This window comes from Sorangium sp. So ce385 (assembly GCF_051474135.1).
Lineage (GTDB): Bacteria > Myxococcota_A > Polyangia > Polyangiales > Polyangiaceae > Sorangium > Sorangium cellulosum_D.
In genome coordinates this window covers 12,145,725-12,158,457 of record NZ_CP150337.1, presented here as the reverse complement: position 1 = coordinate 12,158,457, position 12,733 = coordinate 12,145,725, and the positions used below count along the sequence as shown (strand labels likewise).

General features: G+C 72.0%; 14 protein-coding genes. 6 read left to right on the top strand and 8 right to left on the bottom strand.

Annotated elements, in window-relative coordinates:
* Positions 1 to 116: 116 nt before the first annotated feature.
* Both WME83_RS44545 and WME83_RS44540 read right to left on the bottom strand, forming a co-directional pair.
* The gene (locus tag WME83_RS44545) at positions 117 to 1,085 is read right to left on the bottom strand and encodes an alpha/beta hydrolase (RefSeq protein ID WP_437315790.1); all 969 of its coding nucleotides are present in this window, start codon (positions 1,083 to 1,085) and stop codon (positions 117 to 119) included.
* 19 nt (positions 1,086 to 1,104) lie between these two features.
* The gene (locus WME83_RS44540; protein WP_437315789.1) at positions 1,105 to 1,701 is read right to left on the bottom strand and encodes a TetR/AcrR family transcriptional regulator; all 597 of its coding nucleotides are present in this window, start codon (positions 1,699 to 1,701) and stop codon (positions 1,105 to 1,107) included.
* A 147-nt stretch (positions 1,702 to 1,848) separates the two neighbouring features.
* Between WME83_RS44540 and WME83_RS44535 the strand changes: the two genes are divergently transcribed.
* Positions 1,849 to 2,082: a hypothetical protein gene (locus tag WME83_RS44535; protein WP_437315788.1), complete on the top strand. Its 234-nt coding sequence runs from the start codon at positions 1,849 to 1,851 to the stop codon at positions 2,080 to 2,082.
* Positions 2,083 to 2,256: 174 nt separating this feature from the next.
* Here WME83_RS44535 and WME83_RS44530 read toward each other — a convergent pair whose 3' ends face one another.
* Positions 2,257 to 2,685, bottom strand: coding sequence for a DUF6184 family natural product biosynthesis lipoprotein (locus WME83_RS44530; RefSeq protein ID WP_437315787.1), 429 nt, complete (start codon positions 2,683 to 2,685; stop codon positions 2,257 to 2,259).
* Positions 2,686 to 3,328: 643 nt separating this feature from the next.
* Here WME83_RS44530 and WME83_RS44525 point away from each other — a divergent pair.
* Positions 3,329 to 3,889: an NADPH-dependent FMN reductase gene (locus tag WME83_RS44525; RefSeq protein ID WP_437315786.1), complete on the top strand. Its 561-nt coding sequence runs from the start codon at positions 3,329 to 3,331 to the stop codon at positions 3,887 to 3,889.
* Between the two features lie 89 nt (positions 3,890 to 3,978).
* Positions 3,979 to 4,452 carry a hypothetical protein gene (locus WME83_RS44520; RefSeq protein ID WP_437315785.1) on the top strand — a complete coding sequence of 158 codons (474 nt, stop codon included), beginning with the start codon at positions 3,979 to 3,981 and terminating at the stop codon, positions 4,450 to 4,452.
* Between the two features lie 28 nt (positions 4,453 to 4,480).
* Here WME83_RS44520 and WME83_RS44515 read toward each other — a convergent pair whose 3' ends face one another.
* The 4 genes from WME83_RS44515 to WME83_RS44500 form a co-directional block, all read right to left on the bottom strand.
* Complete coding sequence (locus WME83_RS44515; protein ID WP_437315784.1) at positions 4,481 to 5,227, bottom strand: class I SAM-dependent methyltransferase; 747 nt, start codon at positions 5,225 to 5,227, stop codon at positions 4,481 to 4,483.
* Positions 5,228 to 5,314: 87 nt separating this feature from the next.
* Entirely contained in the window at positions 5,315 to 6,076 is a 762-nt protein-coding gene (locus tag WME83_RS44510; RefSeq protein WP_437315783.1) for an SDR family oxidoreductase, read from the bottom strand.
* Positions 6,077 to 6,227: 151 nt separating this feature from the next.
* Positions 6,228 to 8,648 carry a hypothetical protein gene (locus tag WME83_RS44505; protein ID WP_437315782.1) on the bottom strand — a complete coding sequence of 807 codons (2,421 nt, stop codon included), beginning with the start codon at positions 8,646 to 8,648 and terminating at the stop codon, positions 6,228 to 6,230.
* 52 nt (positions 8,649 to 8,700) lie between these two features.
* The gene (locus WME83_RS44500) at positions 8,701 to 9,867 is read right to left on the bottom strand and encodes a serine hydrolase domain-containing protein (RefSeq protein WP_437315781.1); all 1,167 of its coding nucleotides are present in this window, start codon (positions 9,865 to 9,867) and stop codon (positions 8,701 to 8,703) included.
* A 196-nt stretch (positions 9,868 to 10,063) separates the two neighbouring features.
* Here WME83_RS44500 and WME83_RS44495 point away from each other — a divergent pair, with 196 nt between their 5' ends.
* Positions 10,064 to 10,537: a MarR family winged helix-turn-helix transcriptional regulator gene (locus WME83_RS44495; protein ID WP_437315780.1), complete on the top strand. Its 474-nt coding sequence runs from the start codon at positions 10,064 to 10,066 to the stop codon at positions 10,535 to 10,537.
* A gap of 23 nt (positions 10,538 to 10,560) precedes the next feature.
* Positions 10,561 to 11,070 carry a DUF3291 domain-containing protein gene (locus tag WME83_RS44490; protein ID WP_437315779.1) on the top strand — a complete coding sequence of 170 codons (510 nt, stop codon included), beginning with the start codon at positions 10,561 to 10,563 and terminating at the stop codon, positions 11,068 to 11,070.
* 57 nt (positions 11,071 to 11,127) lie between these two features.
* Here WME83_RS44490 and WME83_RS44485 read toward each other — a convergent pair whose 3' ends face one another.
* Complete coding sequence (locus tag WME83_RS44485; RefSeq protein ID WP_437315778.1) at positions 11,128 to 12,057, bottom strand: LysR family transcriptional regulator; 930 nt, start codon at positions 12,055 to 12,057, stop codon at positions 11,128 to 11,130.
* Between the two features lie 68 nt (positions 12,058 to 12,125).
* Between WME83_RS44485 and WME83_RS44480 the strand changes: the two genes are divergently transcribed.
* On the top strand, positions 12,126 to 12,719 hold the full coding sequence (locus WME83_RS44480; RefSeq protein ID WP_437315777.1) for an NAD(P)H-dependent oxidoreductase: 594 nt from the start codon (positions 12,126 to 12,128) through the stop codon (positions 12,717 to 12,719).
* The last annotated feature ends 14 nt before the right edge of the window (positions 12,720 to 12,733 follow it).

Genomic DNA, 12,733 nt, shown 5'->3' with positions numbered 1-12,733 from the left:
CCGCACCTTCATGGACGAGGTGTGGCACGACGAGGAGGGCAACGAGAACCACATGATCCTGCGGTGTCGCTCGCCGGGGTCCGATCACGCGCCGAGCGATCCTGGCGGCCGAGCGCTCAGGCGACCCACCGCAGCTCTCGATGAAATAGCTCGCCTTCCAGCGAATCCATGCTGAGACCTGTGTCCGCCGCCTCCGCGCTCGCGATGAAGCTCGCCACCTCGTTGATGACGAGGCTGTCGCGGAGCACGCGCCGGTGGCCCAGCCCCTGCGTCTCGTGGAGGCGTGCGCCCGGCCACGCGCCGGCCAGCGCGAGCCCGTCCTCGAACAACACCTCCTGATCCTGCCGATCGTGCACCACCAGCAGCTCTCCGCGCATCCGAGGGGCGAGCAGGCGCCCGTCGAGCTCGCGCAGCGCGATGCCGGTCCTCGCCTCGATGCGCGCCTTCAGGCGGCTCTCGGCGCGCGCATCCAGCCCAAAGAACGACACGAACGCCCCGATGAAGCGGTGCGGGTTGAGCGGCGGCGCGATGAACGCATAGCGAGCCGCGCCCACGCCTCTCCGCTGCGCCAGGATCGCCGCCACGCCCCCGAGCGAGTGCGCCACGATGCCCTCGATCGGCCCGGCCTCGCGCGCGACATGCACGAGCGCGTCGGCGAGGTCGACCACCGTGGCGTCGGGCGCGGGGTGATCGCCGTGACCGGGCGCGTCGAACGCCACGACCCTGAGCCCCGCCGCGAGCAGCCGCGGGACGAAGGCCGACAGCTGGCTCCCGCGCCCCTCCCACCCGTGCACCAGCAGCACCGCAGGATCGCCGGACCGCGGCCGAGGAGGGTTGAACGTCCACACCGGGACATTGCCCGCGCCGCTCGCCACGCGCGACGGCACCGCCGCCGCGAGCGCTTCACGCTCCCACGCCGGCCGCGCGTGCCGCCGGGGCGTCCTGTAGATCCGCTCGGCCCACTGCGCCGCCGCCTCCGACGACAAAGCACCCACCGCGCGCAGGCCGGCGCGCACCGCGAAAAGACGCAGATCAAAAGGTCGAACGTTCGTACTATTTTGTGGTCTCGGAATCGCCTTGCCCATGGTACCTCCGGAGGTCTCGTCAGCGCGTCGCCGCCGCGTCGTCGACCAGCCGCTCGAACGCGGCGCGGGCGCGCTTCTCTGCTTTAGGGTCGCGGAGCAGCCTGTACAGGAAGTGAAAGCCGTACGCGATCGAGAACACCTCGAACGCGAGCTGGTGCACGTCGAGGTCGTCCCGGAAGTGCCCCTCATCGACGGCGATGCGCGCGGCGTGCGCGAGGGTCTCGAGCCAGTCCTTCTGGCTGGCGACGAGCTTGTCGCGGGCCGGCCCGGGCTTGTCGTCGAGCTCGACGCCCGCGTGCACGAACACGCAGCCGCCAGGTAAAGACGGCTGATCGGTCCAGCGCAGCCAGCGATCGAACAGCGCCCGGACGCGCGGGAGCCCGCGCGGCTCGCGGAGGGCGGGGCTCACGACCACCTCCACGAAGCGGCTCGTCGCCTCGTCGAGGACGGCGAGCTGCATCTCTTCCTTGGAGCCGAAGTGCGCGAACAGGCCGCTCTTCGACATCCCCACCCGCTCGGCGAGGAGCCCGATGCTCAGGCCGTCGAGGCCCACCTCGCTGGCGAGCGACAGCGCCTCCGCCAGGATCGCCCTGCGGGTGTCCTCTCCCTTGGCCACGACGAGACGGTAGCACGACCGTTCGTTTCGTCAAGACGGGCGCGGGCGGCGGCTCCGCTCGGACGACCTTCGAGACTTTGCGGGCGATCCTGACATCGACGAGATCTCGGAACCCTACGCAGAAGAAATGCGGGTAGGCTCCTCGACATGGTGCACGTGGTTCGGCTGGTGGTCGGCGCCGCGGTCGGGGCCGCGGCGGGAGCTCCCCTGGGGCTGCTCCTGGGAGCGCTCTTCGGCGGCAACTTCGCGACCCACCTCGAGTTCCAGGGGGTTCGAGGCTACGAGGCGACAGGCCGGCTGGGATTGCTGCTCGGTGCGGTGATCGGTGCGGCGATCGGCGCAGCCGTGGCCCGGGCACGACGAGCGAACGCGCAACCCTAGAGCGCCGATCAGCTCGAAACGCCCGAGAATGAAGAGATTGGAACCACAGAGGGCACAGAGCTCTTTCGTTGTTCCTCTGTGTCCTCTGTGCCTCTGCGGCTCATTTCCTAGGGGTTTCGACCCGTTCAGGGTCCTACTCGGAGGGCTGCCGGTCCAGCAGCCCGCCGAGAGAGGTCACTTGTCCGCGGGATCCGTGCACACGCTCTCGGCGCTGCACTCGTCCAGCGCGGCGATCGCGTCGAAGACGCCCTGTGAGCAGGCGACCGCCTTGGCGCGCTCTTCGCAGACGTCGTAACGGCTATCGTTGATCTGTCCCGAGCCGCACTCGCTCGCGGGCCAGAGCTCGCCCGCGCGGTCCTCGAAATCGCGCTGGCAATCCTCTTCCGTTTCGTAGGTCTGCTCGTCCCCGGTGCCATAACCAGGGCAGCCCGCCTCGGTGTCCGCGTACCGGTCGCACGCCGCCTCGGCGATCTGCGTGATCCGCGCCTCGCGCGACTCCTCGCCGGGCAGCACGTCGTTCACCGTGTCCGCGGCGTCGTCACAGCCCGCGGCTCCGACCAGGACGATCGTCGTCGCCAGAGAAACCCAGAGACACTTTTGCATCGTTGTTTCCTCTCTCGCAGCTCGCCAGAATGTTGAATGGCGGCCTCACGCGTAGCCCGCTTCGCGGCCATGCGCCGCGGGCTCGCTATCATGTACAACCCGCTCAGGCACCGTCCGTGCCAGGTCGCCCTCCGTCGCGTCCGCGGACGCTCGGAGGCGCTCTGCGACGAGGATCGCGCGTGTCCGCTGCGGCGCGCCGCCATGCGCCAGGCGCACGCTTGTGGCAGATTGCGACGCCGCGTGCGCGCTCGCAACAGGCGGCCGGCCCTTGCCGGGACATCCTGCATTTTCCGCGCTTGCACACCTGGCCGCTCGCTGTGCTCGCGCTGCGCTCAGCGCTCGGCCTGATATCGAGGATGTGGCGCTCGCCCGTGGCGCCGAGGCTGCCGTTTCATCGCCGAGCACGCCGTGACGCGCTCGAGCTCGCCAGCGCCGCTGCTGCGGCGGCCACGCTCCGGCCGGCCTGCGCGACGCGTGGGAGCTACCGGACGTGCATTCGCGCGATCGCGCGAAACCTGGCTGGTCGCAGCGTCGATCTGGCAGTAACGTCGAAGGTCCCTTCTCTCCGCCGGGGTGTCGTGGGAATGAGCATCACGCCGCCCGCCGGGGCGACCGGAGAGGGGCCATTGCCAGGAGCGGAGACATGCTGAAGGTGGCGATCATCCTCGGGAGCACGCGGCCGGGCCGGAACGGCGAGGCCGTCGCGAAGTGGGTGCACGGCGTGGCGACGAAGAAGGGCGGCGCCGATTACGAGCTCGTCGATATCAAGGATTTCGATCTGCCGCTGCTCGACGAGCCAGCGCCGCCGTCGATGGGGCAGTACACAAAGCCTCACACCAAGGCGTGGGCGGCGAAAATCGACGCGTTCGACGCCTTCGTGTTCGTCACGCCGGAGTACAACCACGGCACCTCGGGCGCGCTCAAGAACGCGATCGATTACCTGTACAAGGAGTGGAACAACAAGGCGGCCGGCTTCGTGAGCTACGGCAGCGCGGGGGGCGTCCGCGCCGTCGAGCACCTCCGGCTGGTGATGGCCGAGCTCCAGGTCGCGGACGTGCGCGCGCAGGTCACGCTCTCCCTGTACGACGACTTCGAAAATTTCAGCGTGTTCAAGCCCCGCTCCCGCCACGAGGCGTCCGTCGGCAACCTGCTCGACCAGCTGCTCGCGTGGGCCGGTGCGCTGAAGACCCTCCGCAACAAGTGAGGGACACGCGCTCGCGGAGCGCGCGGAGCGTCAGCCAGCGGGTGAGCCTCCTCGGCGAGGAGCGGGCGTGGAGCCGATGTGGCGGAGCCGTGGCGCTCGAGGAATTCTCGTGGAGCCTGCTCGCCTCGGATTGCCCGCGTGCGCTCCGCCGTTACGCCGTGCACATGACCGCCGCACGGATCAGCCAGTTCCGTCTCCTGCTCTGCGCCCAGCTCGCGCTTGTCGCCGCCGCCTCCGCGGGCGCCTACCTGGGCCTGCTCCCCACCTCGCTCCCTTCGGTCCCGCACGCCGACCTCGTGGGGCACGCGCTGGGCTTCGGCCTGCTCGCGGTCGGCGTCGACGGGGCGCTCGGCCAGCGCCCGCTCCGCCGCGGGGTTCCGTTCCCGCGCCTCGGCCCGGCGCTCGTGCTCGCCGGCGCCGGCCTGGAGGAGCTCGCGCAGGGATTGTCGCCGCGCCGGACCTCGTCCGTCGCCGACTTCGCGGCCGACGCCGCGGGCGTGCTGCTGCTCTCGTGGATGGCGCGAAGGTGGACGGAGGGCGGGCGTTCGCCGGAGTCGAGGTGAGCGGCGCGCGGTCCGCCCAGGTGGTGCGTCACGCCAGCTCGGCGACCAGCACCCGATGACCCAGGTCGAGCGACTCCAGCCGCCGCAGCTCTCCATGCCTGCGATCCCATTCCCCGGACGCGAGGTCCGCCCTCAAGCGCGCGAGCCCTTCTTCCACGGTATTCTCGTCCGCGAGGGCGAAATTCGAGATGTTCCGCCGGACCTCGCCGTCCAGGTACATCTCGGGCCGCCCCCAGTACGCGACGAACAAACCGTCGGCGCAATCGCGAGGCAGCGCGAAAGGCAGCGCCTTGACGGACGGGAGCTCTTCTCGAATCGCGTCGGCGACGGCGGAGTATTTGCGTGACGGGTCGAGCGAGGGGAGATGCTCCTCGGTCAGCCAGAAAGGTCGACCGCTCCTCGGGTCGCGCATGAAGATGACGATTCGCTTGCGCGCGACCCTGCGGAGCTCGCGCAGGCCTGCCCGCAGGTCGGTCCAGTGGTGGAGCGTGTTGACGGCCAAGGCGGCGTCGAAGCTCTGGTCGGGCAGGGGCAGGCTCTCGGCCCTGGCCTGGACGGCTGGCGCAGAGCCGGGCCGCCGCTGCGCGATCATGGTCGCCGAGGGCTCGACGGCGAGCACCTCTCGATCGGTCGGCTCGTACGCGCCCGTGCCCGCGCCGACGTTGACCACCGAGCGGGCATCGCCGAGGGCGCCGTTGATCAGCGCCTCGATACGGGGATCCGTCCGCCGCGTGGCGGAATAGCACGTGCCGATGCGATCGTAGAGCGCGCTCATGGCCTTCGGTCCTCTCGCTGGCGTTGTATCACGAACGCTGCGCGGAGGGGGCCAGGCGTCCTCGTGAGCAGAAGGGGAGCAGGAGAGCTACCCGAGCGACACGCCCCCTTCGACGTCCAGCGCGGTCCCGGTGACGAACGACGCGTCCGCGCTCGCCAGGAACACGGCCGCGCTGGCGATCTCGTCGGGGGACGCGACGCGCTTCATGGCATGGAGCTGGGCCGCGAAGGCGCGCTTCTCGTCGGTGTCGTTCCAGAGCCGGAACATGGGTGTGTCGGCGCCGCCCGAGATGAGCACGTTGGCGCGGATGCCCTGCGTCGCGTACTCGGCGGCGACCGTCCGCGTGAGGCCGATGAGGCCGGTCTTCGCCGCGGCGTACCCCGCCGTGCCGGGGAGCGCCTTCGTGCGGCCGACGAAGGTGCCCACGTTGATCACGCTGCCTCCGCCCGACTGCAGCATCGCGGCGACCTCGTGCTTGGTCGACAGGAACGCGCTCACCAGGTAGCTCTCCAGCCAGGCGCGGAAGTCGCCGACGTCGAGCTGGTGGGTCGGCGCGCCGGGGAAGGTCCCTCCCGCGGCGTTGAACCCGATGTCGAGGCGACCGAACCTCTCCAGGGTGAAGCCGACGAGCGCCCGGACGTCATCCTCCTTGGTGACGTCCGCGGCGCGCGCGACCGCCTGCCCGCCTGCCCTGGCGGCGGCCTGCACCGTCGCCTCGAGCTCGGCGGGGCGGCGGCCGGCGACGACGACCTTCGCGCCCTCCCGCGCGAACGCCACGGCGGTCGCCCGCCCGATCCCCGAGCTTGCGCCCGTCACGATGCCAACCTTGCCCTCGAGTCGCTTGGTCATGGACTTGCTCCTTCTGCGAGGCGGTCCGCTTACAGGCGCTCTCTCTGGATCGCGCCGCGCGTGACCGCGTCACGAGGGAAGCTAGCGACCGCCGGGGCGGGCTGCGCTCCGGATCTTGCCATCGAATCCACGCGCCGCCGTCGCGGCCCGCTCAGTAGGTCTCCGCGCACACGCCGTGGCCGCACGGATAGACCATGAAGGCGCCGGCGGCGGCGCTCCGCCAGTCCGGAAAGTTCGCGAGCGCCGCCCCTGTGTCGATGTCGTAGAGGACGCCGTCGCCGCGCGAGTAGAACAACGCCGCCGAGACCGGCTGGATCCCGTAGTCGTCGTACCAGGGCGAAAAGTTGATGTCGGTGCGGATGGGGATCATCGGCAGCGGCGGCGCGGCGACGGGATTGCCGAGCTCGTCGTAGATCGTCGAGGCCTTGTACTCCCAGCGGATGCGGTTGCTGTTGAAAACGTAGGTCTGGACGAGCACGCGGGTGTCGTCGATCCAGCCGATCGCGCAGCCGGGCACCGCGTTGACGAGGGCGCCGTCCTCGTAGAACTGCGTGAACCCGCAGCCCTCCGTGGGGGCCGTGTCGGTGACGGCGAAGCGGTGACCGTCGGGGGAGACCAGCGGCGCCGGCCGAAGGATCCCGGTGTCCTGGAAGAGCGGCGCGCCGCCCGACCAGCCGCTCACGACGCGCTCCGTCATGCGGCCGTCGATGAGGTAGGTGCGACCGACCGTGCTGCCGTCGAAGGACATCGAGAAATCTTGAACCATCGTGTCGCGCGAGAGCGAGGCGAGCTCCGAGCCGTCCGGCAGCGAGAAGAGCCGGAGCGATCGGTCCTCCGTATACGAATCGATGGCAGCGCGCGCCGCGAGCAGGCTGCCGTCCGACGAGAGCAGCACCTTCGAGCTGTGGAACGGAACGATCGCCGAGGGCCCGGCGTCGAGCCCGGCCGTATCGTAGATCAACGCCTTCCCCGACGCCGTCGCGAGGGCCACGTGCCCGGAGGGAGAGCCCGTGATGGCGTTGAGCGCGCCGCAGCCGAGCAGCCCCGAGCCCTCCGGATCGGTGAGGGTGCCCCTGTGCGCGATCGCGCCGAGCCCATTCGAGACCGCCCAGCGCAGGTCCTGGTCGATGGTGACGCTGCGGTTGTTGGCCAGCGGCAGCGGGTGTTCGCTCAGGGTCACCTCGGCGCCGTCGAGATCGATGATGTCGAGCCTCGGCTCTCCCTGGCGAAGCAAGGCGAGCGCGCGCTCGGTCGGCACGAACGTGTAGCGATAGTCGGCTCTTTCAGGGTACTCGGCGGCGGGGACGGCTCCGCCTCCGACGCGATAGATCACGAGCGGGTCGTCCGGTCTGCTGTCCGCGAGCGACCAGAAATAATCGCGCGTCCCCGCGAGGTGCTTGATCGACGACATATTGACGATGCTCTCCTGGGTCGCCGCCTTCGAATACACGCGCACGGTGGTGCCGGCGGTGGTGAGGAAGCGCTCTCCGTCCTGAAACCAGGCGTGGAACGTGCCTGCGAATTCGGGGGTGACCGTGGGAGGCGAGCCGTCGGCGGGGAGCACCGCGATGCTGTTTTGCAGGGGGGCGAGCCCCGGTCCGATGCGCAGCGCGTCCGGCGCCGCGTGGACGTCGCCGTAGTGGCTCACCGCCGCGGACCAGCGCTCGACCCCCGCGGTGCTCCACAGGGTGACCGTCCTGGCGGACAGGTCGCGCGTCCAGGCGTAGCTTCCGTCGGTCGCGAGCCCCGCGTCGTCGTACTGCGCGGTCACGGAGGCCAGGAGGGAGCCGTCGACCGCGCTGCGCAGCTCGAAAGCGTGCTGTGGGTTCGTCTGGACCAGCACGACGTCTCCGCGGAGGGCCACGCCGCCCGGCAGCTCGGACTCCGGTTCTCCAGCCAGCGGGTCGCCGGGGTCGATGCCGCCCGGCGCGTGGCCGTCGGCGATCGCGGCGCCGGTGTCCGTATCCCAGAGGATCCAGCGCTCGTAATCCCAGCTCAGGACGCGGCCTCCGGAGACGAAGAGCCGGGCCAGGCGGCGCTCGTGACCGAGATCGAGAAAGGCCTCCGGATCGCCGAGCGCGAGGCCTGATGTGCCGCACGGCCCGAAGGAGGCGGCGGCGCCGCCGGTGCCGCCGGAGCCCCCGACGCCGCCGCCTTCGCCGCCGGAGCCCCCGACGCCGCCGCCTTCGCCGCCGGTGCCGGAGGTGACGGTAGAACTCTCGCCGCCCGAGCCGCCGTCGCCGCCTGTGCCGCCGGTGCCGCCAGTGCCGCCGTCGCCGCCGGTGCCGCCGGTGCCGCCAGTGCCGCCGTCGCCGCCGAGCCCTCCGTTGCCGCCGAGGCCGCCTCCAGTTCCTCCGCCCTCGCCCCCGGAGCCGCCCTGGCTGCCGCCGCTGCCCTCCGTGCCCGTCGTTGCTAAAGGAGCAGCTCCACCTCCGCCGGGGTCGCCGCCCCCCGCGTCGGAGCAGCCGAGGAGCGCGACGAACGATACCGCGACAAGCGTTGTGGCTCTCATGCGCATGGCCTCATGGATGCCTCCGGTCCACGGGCCATTCATCGCCGAGGCGCCGCCCATCGACGTGCCCTCGACCCCGAGGCTGCCTCATCGCCGGGGGGCGCGGCGGGGCTCAGAGGCAGGCGTACGCCGCGTCGATCAGCGCCGGCCACCGCGGGTCGCCGCCCTCGCCGCTCGCGATGGTCTGGTTCGGGGTGTAGCCGAAGCCGAGCCCCGCGTCGGGATCCGCGAAGCCGAGCGCGCCGCCCGCGCCAGGGTGGCCGAACGCCCGCGGGCCGCGGCCGAAGGGGCGCAGCGCGCTCGGGAGCATGAAGCCGAGCGAGAACCGGCTCTCCGCGAGGAGCACGGCGTCCGGGCCGCGCGACCGCTCCGCGAGCGCGGCCTCGACGGCCTCCGGCGAGAGCACGCGCGCGGTGCCCGCGAGCGCCCCGCCGTTCGCGAGCGCGCCGTACATCCGCGCGAGGGCGCGCGCGTTCGCGTGGCCGTTCAGCGCCGGGATCTCCGCGCGCCGGGCGCGCGCGGTGTTGACCAGGCCCGGCGACACGAGGTCCCGCGGCCGGGTGAAGGCCATCGAGGTGAGCGACGCCGGGTCGCGGAAGCTCGCGGCGAACGCGCCACCAACGCCCGAAGGGCCCGCGATCGTCGGCGGCACCTCGGCGATCCGCCCGTCGTGCTCGGCGCCGGTGCCGATGTGGAAGTCGAGGTCGAGCGGCCCCGCGACCGCCTCCCGGAGGAACGCGCCCACCCGCCGGCCGCTGGCGCGCCGGATCACCTCGCCCACGAGGAAGCCGAAGGTGACGGCGTGGTAGCCGTGCCGGGCGCCCGGCTCCCAGAACGGCGCCTCCGCGGCGAGGGCCGCGGTCATCGCCCGCCAGTCGTAGAGCGCGCCCTCCGCGGGCTCGGCGCGGAGCGCGGGCAGGCCGGCGCTGTGGTCGAGCAGCTGGCCCACGAGGACGCGCGCCTTGCCGGCCGCGGCGAACTCCGGCCAGGCGGCGGCGACCGGCGCGTCCACGTCGAGCGCGCGCCGCTGCGCGAGCGCGTGGGCGCACAGCGCGACCGCGCCCTTCGTCGCCGAGAAGACGTTCACGATCGTGTCGCCGCCCCACGGCGCGGTCCTCGCCGCGTCCCGGAAGCCGGCCCAGAGGTCGACCACCACGCGGCCGCGCACGGCGACGCTCACGGCGGCCCCGAGCTCGGGGAACCGCTCGAAGTTCGAGGCGAACGCCGCGCGCACGGGCGCGAACGCGGGGTCGCAGGAGCCTTGGATCGCGAGGTGCATCGCTCGTCCCTTCGTCCCTTTCTCGGGGCCGCACGGACGGGACGCGCGCGGACGATCCCGCCCGGCCCTCGATCCCGAACGCCGACCCCGGAGATGCGCAACGTCGGTTGCGCAACCGTGGTTGATGAATAGGGCCGCCGCTCGAGATCGTCAACTCCAGTTGCGCAACCTTGGTTGCGGGGTACAGGCTCCCGCCGTGAAGCCTGCGCCGCCGGACGAGGACCTCGTGCTGCTCTTCGCCGCCATCGCCGCCGCGACCAGCGACGAGGTGATGCGCCGCGTGGAGAAGGCCGGCCACGGCGATCTCCGCCCGAGCCACGGGTACGTGTTCCAGCACCTCATCCCGGGCCCGGTGAAGGTGAGGGAGCTCGCAGAGCGGCTCGGCATCACGGCGCAGGGGGCGTCCAAGGCGGTGGCGGAGCTGGAGGAGCTCGGCTACGTGCGCCGGCGCGTCGCCGAGGACGATCAGCGCAACCGGCTCGTCGAGCTCACCGACCGCGGGTGGGCCGCGGTCGAGGCGGGGCGCGCCGCGCGGGCCGCGGTGAACCGGCGCCTCCGGGCGCTGCTCGGCGAGGAGCAGGCCGCCGCGCTGCTCGCGTCGCTCCAGCGCATCGCGGAGCGCACCGGGGGCCTCGCGCTCCTGTCCTCACGGCGGCTCCGGCAGCCGTAGGCTCCGCGAGGTATCCTCCCCGGATGCCTTCCTACCACCTCGCTCAGGTCAACATCGCCTTGCCGCTCGAGCCGCTCGACTCGGCGCGGCTGGCCGACTTCGTGTCGGCGCTCGCCCCGGTCAACGCGCTGGCCGACGCCGCGCCAGGGTTCGTGTGGCGGCTGCAGGGCTACGGCGGCGACGCCACCGCGGTGCGGGCGTTCGGCGACGACCGGATCCTCGTGAACATGTCGGTGTGGGCGTCGGCGGAGGCCCTGTCCGACTTCGTCTTCCGCAACCCGGAGCACGCCGCCGTGATGCGCCGTCGCCGGGAATGGTTCGTCCCGATGAAGGAGGCGATCGCGGTGCTGTGGTGGATCCCGGCCGGGCACGTCCCGACCGTCGCCGAGGCCGAGGAGCGGCTCGAACACCTGCGCCGGCACGGCCCGACGCCCCGCGCGTTCACCTTCCGCCACCCGTTCCCCGCGCCGGACGCGCCGGACGCCGCCGTCCCCGCGCCCGCGGACGACTCGCTGCGCTGCCCGGCCGGCTGAGCCGTCGGCGCCGGTCGACGACGCCGGCGCCGCCCGCGCCGCGGGGCTCACGCCGGCTCACCGCGGGCGCGCCCGCGCGCGTCGCGCGCCGTTCAGGAACTGGAGCTGCTCTTCGAGCGCGTCCCACACGGCGGCGATGCGCGGCACGTGGCGCAGGCTGCGCGGCGTGACGAGCCAGAGCTCGAGCACGGGACCTGCGGGGAGACCGAGATCGAGCTCCACCAGGCCGTCGTCCAGGTCGAGCACGCTGCGCGGCAAGACGGCGGCGCCGAGGCCCGCTCGCACGGCCTCGAGCTGAGCGATGTAGCTGCTCACGACGAGCTTGGGGGCCCTCCGCACGTGCCGCTTCTGGTAGTCCTCCTCGACCGTGGGGATGCGGCCCAGATCGACGCCGATCCAGTCGAGCTCGTCGCGGCCCTTCTTCGCGTGCTTGCGGTGGGCGATAGGCACCGTGGGCAAGGTGACGACGCGCGCGGCCACGAGATCGCCGCTCCTCGGCCGGAAGAAGCGCACGGCGATCTCGGCCTCACGATGGCCCAGATCCGCCGCCTCGTAGCTGGTCAGCAGGTGGAGCGACACGCGCGGGTGCCTCTCGGCGAGCACCGGGAGCACGCGCGGAATGACGCCGTGCACGGCGATCGACTCGGTGAGCGCCAGGCGAACCAGGCCCTCGACCTCTCTCTCGTGACCGTTGGCCTCGCGCACGAGCTGGTCGGCGCCGGCCTCCATCGACTCGACGTGGCGGCGGAGCTGCTCGCCGAGCGGGGTGAGCATGGAGCCCCCCGGGTGCCGATCGAACACGGCCACCCGGAGCGTCCGCTCGAAGGTCGCCATGCGCCGGCTCACCGTCGATTGCTCGATCCCGAGCTTGCGGGCGGCGGCCGAGAAGCTGCCTGCGCGCGCCACCTCCAGGAAGACGCGCAGATCGGCCCAATCCACGTCGGCGGGCGGCCTGCCAACGGGCGCGGAAGCGGGAGACCGTGCCATGCATCCACGCATGGCACGCCTGCACGGGTTCGTCTACCCAGCGGCTGCTGCATGACCAAGATCGACGCATGCACCTCGTCATCCACGGTCACCCAGCTCCCGACAGCTTGAACGACGCGCTCGCCCAGGCCTACGCCAGCGGTCTCCAGAGGGGCGGAGCCAGCGTCGAGCACCTGGCCCTGCGCTCGCTCGCCTTCGATCCGCACTTGCGCGCCGGCTTCAGCGGTCGACAAGAGCTCGAGCCCGATCTCCTCCAGGCCCGGACCGCCATCGAGCGCTCGAGCCACGTGGCCTGGTTCTTTCCCACGTGGTGGGCGGGGCCGCCTGCGCTCGTCAAGGGCTTCATCGATCGCACCTTCTTGCCCGGCTGGTCGTTCGCCTACCGAAAGCGCAGCCCGCTGCCCGAGGGGCTGCTCGCCGGTCGCAGCGCGCGCGTCGTGACCACGATGGATAGCCCGAGCTGGTGGTACCGCTTCTGGCACCGGCGCTCCCTCCATGCCTCGTTCGTCAACGCGACGCTGCGCTTCGTGGGCTTCGGGCCCGTCCGCGAGACCACCTTGTTCAATCAGAACACCCGGACCCCCGGGCAACGCGCGACCTGGCTCCAGGACATGGAGCGCATCGGCGAGCGGGACGCGCGGCGGTTCAGCGCCGGGCGATGAGGGCGGGGGCGCCC